This window comes from Candidatus Chlorobium masyuteum, assembly GCF_011601315.1.
GTDB classification, from domain to species: Bacteria; Bacteroidota; Chlorobiia; order Chlorobiales; family Chlorobiaceae; genus Chlorobium; species Chlorobium masyuteum.
Window position 1 is genome coordinate 1 of record NZ_JAAORA010000013.1, and the last position, 5,916, is coordinate 5,916.

6 protein-coding genes are annotated in these 5,916 nt (G+C 46.7%); 2 read left to right on the top strand and 4 right to left on the bottom strand.

Translation table 11 applies throughout. From position 1 onward, the window contains the following. Positions 1–220: 220 nt before the first annotated feature. The 3 genes from G9409_RS11885 to G9409_RS11895 form a co-directional block, all read right to left on the bottom strand. Complete coding sequence (locus tag G9409_RS11885) at positions 221–481, bottom strand: hypothetical protein (RefSeq protein WP_040433374.1); 261 nt, start codon at positions 479–481, stop codon at positions 221–223. A gap of 73 nt (positions 482–554) precedes the next feature. Further along, entirely contained in the window at positions 555–1,217 is a 663-nt protein-coding gene (locus G9409_RS11890) for a GNAT family N-acetyltransferase (RefSeq protein WP_166808965.1), read from the bottom strand. Beyond that, the gene (locus G9409_RS11895) at positions 1,205–1,957 is read right to left on the bottom strand and encodes a lysophospholipid acyltransferase family protein (protein WP_235923364.1); all 753 of its coding nucleotides are present in this window, start codon (positions 1,955–1,957) and stop codon (positions 1,205–1,207) included. Before G9409_RS11895 ends, G9409_RS11890 begins: the two co-directional genes overlap by 13 nt. Before the next feature lie 210 nt (positions 1,958–2,167). On the opposite strand from G9409_RS11895, the gene G9409_RS11900 reads away from it, so the two are divergent. Then, positions 2,168–3,661, top strand: coding sequence for an SLC13 family permease (locus tag G9409_RS11900; RefSeq protein WP_166808967.1), 1,494 nt, complete (start codon positions 2,168–2,170; stop codon positions 3,659–3,661). A 36-nt stretch (positions 3,662–3,697) separates the two neighbouring features. Here the strand turns inward: G9409_RS11900 and G9409_RS11905 are convergent, their stop codons facing one another. Continuing rightward, on the bottom strand, positions 3,698–4,768 hold the full coding sequence (locus G9409_RS11905) for a metallophosphoesterase (RefSeq protein ID WP_166808968.1): 1,071 nt from the start codon (positions 4,766–4,768) through the stop codon (positions 3,698–3,700). 364 nt (positions 4,769–5,132) lie between these two features. Between G9409_RS11905 and G9409_RS11910 the strand changes: the two genes are divergently transcribed. Beyond that, positions 5,133–5,916: PstC family ABC transporter permease (locus G9409_RS11910; protein ID WP_166808969.1), on the top strand; the 784-nt coding region annotated here is incomplete at its 3' end.

Genomic DNA, 5,916 nt, shown 5'->3' on the forward strand with positions numbered 1-5,916 from the left:
CACCTTTCCATGTCAGATCGACAGCCTCGGCGTTACTGAATCCGAGGGCCGCTGCAAGACCGACCATCATTGCTATTTTTTTCATGCTCTTTTGGGTTGGTTGATGTTGTGAGTACACAAAACTTTTGTCGATTCATTTTTGCTCTCCAAACATACCATTAGTAGTGTTAAGGAATTGTTACACCTGTGTGACAAGATTGAAAACAATCCCCTGCCATTATTAAAGGTGTAAATCGGTAACAATGACAGCACCGTGGAACCGTTTATCCGGAAACACAACCCGACCCTTGGAATTGATGACAAGATGGGGATAACCCGACTGCTCAAGCAGGAGCAAAAGCTTTGCGAAATCTTTTTTCCCGGCAGGCCTGATTATGATGTCAGCCAGAACGTCTACTTTTTTGACATCATGCTCTTTCAGCTCCTCCTGCAAAAAGAACTCCCCTTTTATCGCCGATCTCAATTCGTCCAGACGAAGCATGATATCTCCTGTCATCTGTTATGAAGAGCCCTCACGTTATTGACATAACACCTTACAGAGTGATAATCTGTGATCAGGATATGGTTGTCCGTGCAAGAGAGGCCTTGCGCTCAAAAATCACTTTCAACCCGTCTGTCAACTCCTGATATATCCGGCTTTTGCTGTCTTTGACCCGACTATAAAGCTTCAGAATATCAAGCGTGAGAATAATACGGGTGGAACTGCAGTTCAATTCACCAAAAAGATGTTTTCCGACTACCTCAAAGCCGAGCACTCTGGTATGAAAATTAAGGGGTGAATGCACTTCGCCCTCGAAAACATCTGTAATGAAATGGGTGTAATCACGTTCCAGTACCTCGGCAACAGCAGCTTTCATCAGACGAAGTGCCACCCTGGGATTTCTGCGAAACTCCTCAAGAATCATAAATCTGCCAATCTCGACATATCGCCCTGCCTTTTTCAGCACTTCGATGTTTATACCCGGCATAAATTTCACATCGTACTCTTCCGGGAGATCAAAAGAGGGGTCATAAAGCAAACGAATAACACCTGCAGGCCGGCCATTGATTCTGGCCAGAAACCATGAAAACTCCCTGTTCCCGGAAAGTTCATCCGGAATCTGGTTCTGAGCAGTGCTGATCCAGTTTTTTTCATCACAAAAGACCTGCTTGACTACGTCGAGCGCACAGGCTCGATCATGGGCACGTTCAATCCTGCTTACGATTACACTGGACATAGGCTCTCCTTTGGATTAAGGGTTGCTTCATGCTGAGAGAACTGCTTTGAGGGAGAGGGTGAGCTGTATCGCTTGCCGGATAGTTCAGACAACGCGAGCATAATCTCATGGGTAACATCAGCAGCAATACGGTGCAATTCAACTTGCCCGGTAATATCACTGGATGCGTCCTCGATAATAGCCTGGTAAGCATCGGACTGTTGAGCGAAATAAAGAGGAGCTCCAATCCTGATGATGGTTCTGCCGAGAATGGGAATTTTTCCTTTTGTTGTCCTGCTCTTGAAGTCAATTCCGACAGGTATTACGGGTGCTCCTGATTTCAAGGCGATATGACCAATACCGGGTTTGCCTTTGACAAGCGTTTCCGGATTTCTGTTACGCTTCCCTTCAGGAAAAATCCCGATGCTCTGTCCGGCAAAAAGCTTCAGCGTGCAGCGCTCCACGGTATCACCGGCAGAGATCGACGAACGTTTCGCTTCAATCCAGGAAATGGTTGAGCGCTTGCTGTAAACATAGACCGGGTCGATCAAGTTCATCAGGCTGCCCAGCAGAGGAATTTTCCCATACATCCAGTCAATAACGAAACTGATGGTTCGACCGCCAAGATGGTAGAAAAGAAAAACAGGCACCATGAGGGCCTCAAGCGAATTATTGTGGTTAAAGGCATAAATACATGCGCCTTCTGCACGGGGTAGATTCGCTATACCCGAAGAGCTGGTTAGCAGGAAATTTGGCAGCATAAGTGCTCTCAAAAGCAATGCCCTCCCTCGCGGTAATAATGGCAGCGGCTTGAAGAGCTCTTCCCTTTTTACGTTCATGGTCTTTGCGTTGGCATTCCATCACCTTGAAAACAGATTATCGGCTTCTTGAATACAAGAAAACAAATCAGTGTTGGGGAATAGTTACGATCGTGCAACGATTCTGTGAAATCGCAGTACAAGGTGCTCTTCATGTACTATCATGCGGTGAAAAAGAGGAAGCCAATGGAGCTGCTGCAAAATACGGTCATCCTGCTGACCGGCTTTCTTCTTTCGGAGATGCTTGTATCGACAGGGACGCATCAAAGAGTTATCGATTATCTTCTCGGGCGCTCCGGCAATAACCTGAACGCTCTTTTAACGGCAGTTCTTCTGCTCTCCTATACCCTCTCCATCTTTATCTCCCATACGATTGTAGTCATCTCAATGATCCCTGTCATAAACCGTATTGTGACGATTGCTCAGGATGAGGAGGAAAGAAAATCAGCCGCCTCACTGCTTTACCTTGCTGTCACCTACGGCACCAATACCGGTGGAATGGCCTCCCTGACCGGAAGCCCGCAAAATCTTTTAGCCATAGCTCTTGCCGAACTCTACAAGATTGAAAACCGGACACTGATCACGTTCGTCTCCTGGCTTGGAGTCGGCCTGCCTGCAACGCTCATTCAGCTTTTCCTTGGACGGTCAATTATTCTTTTTACAGCAAAATCATTCTGCACTCCATCGTTGTTCTCTTCAGGCCGCAAAGTACCGTGCGCCTTACCACACAAACCTCTTCGGCTTCTCACAAGCAACCTCATACTTGTCAGTACATTGAGCGGCCTGCAATTTTTTTTCAAACCGGAGCCGGTATTTTTATCATTAAACCTCATCGATCTCTGCTTTGTGACCTACGGAGCACTGTTTCTTCTTGTAGCATTCATCCTGCCCAAAAAGAACGGGCAAACCGGAGTCATGCTTATGAACCTGATCTTTTTTTTACTTCACCTGACTGGATCTCCCCTGATCTTTTTCAGCCGTCTCTTCAGAGAGCTGGAATCACGTATCGGTCTCTCTCTGAAAAATATCTACCGTACCCTCGACCTGATATTCACTTTTCTTTTTAACAGCGTATGGAACCGCTGCTTTCAGGAACCGATTACCAATCTTGAACTTCCGAACACCCGCGCAAAACTGTCAATCAATCTCATCCTGAAAGATCTCCCTTACGTCGGCATCACCCTCGTTGCTCTGACGGGTGCAGCACTCTATCTGCTCGTCACGGTATGGAATGTCCAGACTGCAACGACGCTTGAGAACTATCACCTGACAACGATCAAATCGGCCCTACTCTATGCAGTTGAAATGTTCGGCAACCGTTATATCCGGTTGATTTCAGTGGTCTTACTCATCATTTTCGCATCCGAACTGTTAAGTAATTCCGCTCTGATACTTTTGCTTGCGCCCCTCTCAACAGATCTTGGCGCACAAACCGCACTGCCACCGATAATGATGCTGCTCACTATCACCATTGCAGCTTCAAGCGCAAGCATGACACCGCTTGCCTCCATGGCTAACACCATTGCATTCGGCAGCATCAAAAAGGTGTCACTCGGAATTATTCTCTTACCCGGCTTTATTATGAATATCCTGGCAGCAATAGTGGTGGCAGCTGTTTTTTCCCTTCTCTCAGCTCTGATCTTGTAGGGAATCAAAAAAAGCAGGTGTCAACAACCAACCATTTCAGGTCAGCAGATGAAGGCGTGAAAACACATAATCGAGAGAGTCCTCATTCAACACCACTCTGGAATAACCTGTTGCATCAAGCGGAACCGGCAGGTTACTCCTTTCGCTTTCAAAATCCCGATTCTGTCGGCCATTATACCAGCAAACCAGTCTGATCAACCCGCCTTCGATTTCGAGAGCTGTGATACAGCGTTTACCTATGGTACATCCGGAGTTAAAAACAGTGGGAATGGTGATGGTATTGTAAAGTCCGCTCCGCAGACCCATAGCTTTACCCTTTTTGTAACACTCAGCAAGCTCAGTTTTCAACTCAACTATTTTCCTCTTGATTGCTGGACGCTGTTCACCGCCAACTGAAGAATAGGAACGGCAGAGATCCTCAATCCTGTAGTTCAGGTAATCAGCTTTTGAGAGTGATTCAAACAAGGGCCGGTGGGTATGACCGATAATGGATACAATTTTGGCTTGATTTGAAAACTCATAGATTGATTTTTCTATTACAAATCTTCGGCGGCTGCTGTAGGCAACTGAATAATTTTTAATCCCGGTTGGCTTGGCTATATAGCGCAAAAAAAAGATAACAGCACGACTAAGCATTGAATACTGCTGCCAGAGAAACAACGCCGCCTGGTGACCATGAAAAAGCAGAATGGTTTCATCGCCGTAATGAAATTTCAGTGATTCAACAAGCGATGATGCAAGTCTGTAATCTTTCCTGTCAAGAAGTGCCACATCATGATTTCCGTATGTTTTCCAAAAAAAGCCATGCTCTTTGAACTCAATAAAAAGCTCATACACCTCAGCCCACTTTCTTTCGATGCTTTCAAGCGAAAACTTGAAAAGCTCCTCTATATCTCCATTGAGCACCAGACTGTATTTTTGAGGCAAATAATATTGCCCGAGAATTGTTTTGACCAACCCGGCGTTGTGACGAAACTCATCATGCCTGCCACCATTGCCCATATGCAGATCGCTGAGAATAAGAACCCTCGAAGCATCATCAAGAGTAACCGGTTTTGCTCTGTCAAGCAAGCGTTCAAGATGGGAATGCTTTTTATAATGATGCATGGAGAGTTTCGGGATGTCCGTAAAACCGGGATTAATTCATAAACTTCATTTAATTTATTCGATTAACTGCAACATAACTCTCGCTGGAATGTGAACTTCCTGTGAACTTTTTGCCGATTACCCTCCTGGCCCCGGAAACACAATGCCTGGCTTCCCTTCATCTTGCTCTTCCGCTTCATGTTGCTCCTGAATCGGACATAACAGGCTGACACAGGTAGTCATGCTTAAGCCTCAACAGCAAAAAAGTTCACAAACATGTAACACTCCCCCCGTTGGTTCCAATGAAGAATGCCTATACATTAGGAACATATTTGAATGCAAAAAAACGCACGATCACGGTAACTATCAAAAATATCAGACGGTTATGGCTGAAGAGAGGGTCGGGGAGCGGAACCGCACAAACACCTTTGTGGTAAGCAGCCGCAAGCGAACCATGCAGAAGGCAGTAAACAGAGCAGGAGAGTTTCTTCTGCTGGTACTGGCCTCGTTTGTGGCAGTGGTCGTCCTGTTTATCTTTTATTTTGTTGCCCGCGATGCCATCCCGTTTTTTGAGCTGAGGGGCTTCAGCGAATTCTTTACTACTACGGAGTGGTATCCGGCTGATGATCCGGGGAAATTCGGTGCCCTATCAATTATCTACGGCAGTCTGATGGTGACGCTCGGCTCGGCAATGATTGCCGTTCCGATGGGTATAGCTGCCGCAATATGTTTGAGTGATATTCTTCCGTTTTCCATTCGCCAGTATGCCAAGCCGGTCATCGAGATGCTTGCCGCCATTCCCTCGGTAGCGTTCGGTTTTTTTGCTCTTGTTGTTCTTGCTCCACTGCTACAGGACAAGGGGGGTGCCCTGCTGATGTGGGCCTGGTGGATTCTTGCCGCTCCCTTCACGGTACTCTTTGTTATTGTCCTTTCCGACCTGCTGACTACCCGTATTGAAGACCCTGCGCGGCGTAAACTGTTCAACCTGTTATCGGTACTCCTTTTCGGCCTGCTTTCGGCCGGGCTGCTCTATCGCGTCGGCACCCTTCTCCATGCCGTTGAGATTCTGACCGGTACCAATGCCTTGAACGTCTCCATCATTCTGAGTTTTATGGCACTGCCGACCATTGTCAGTGTTTCCGAAGATGCGCTTCAGGCGGTCGGGCGAG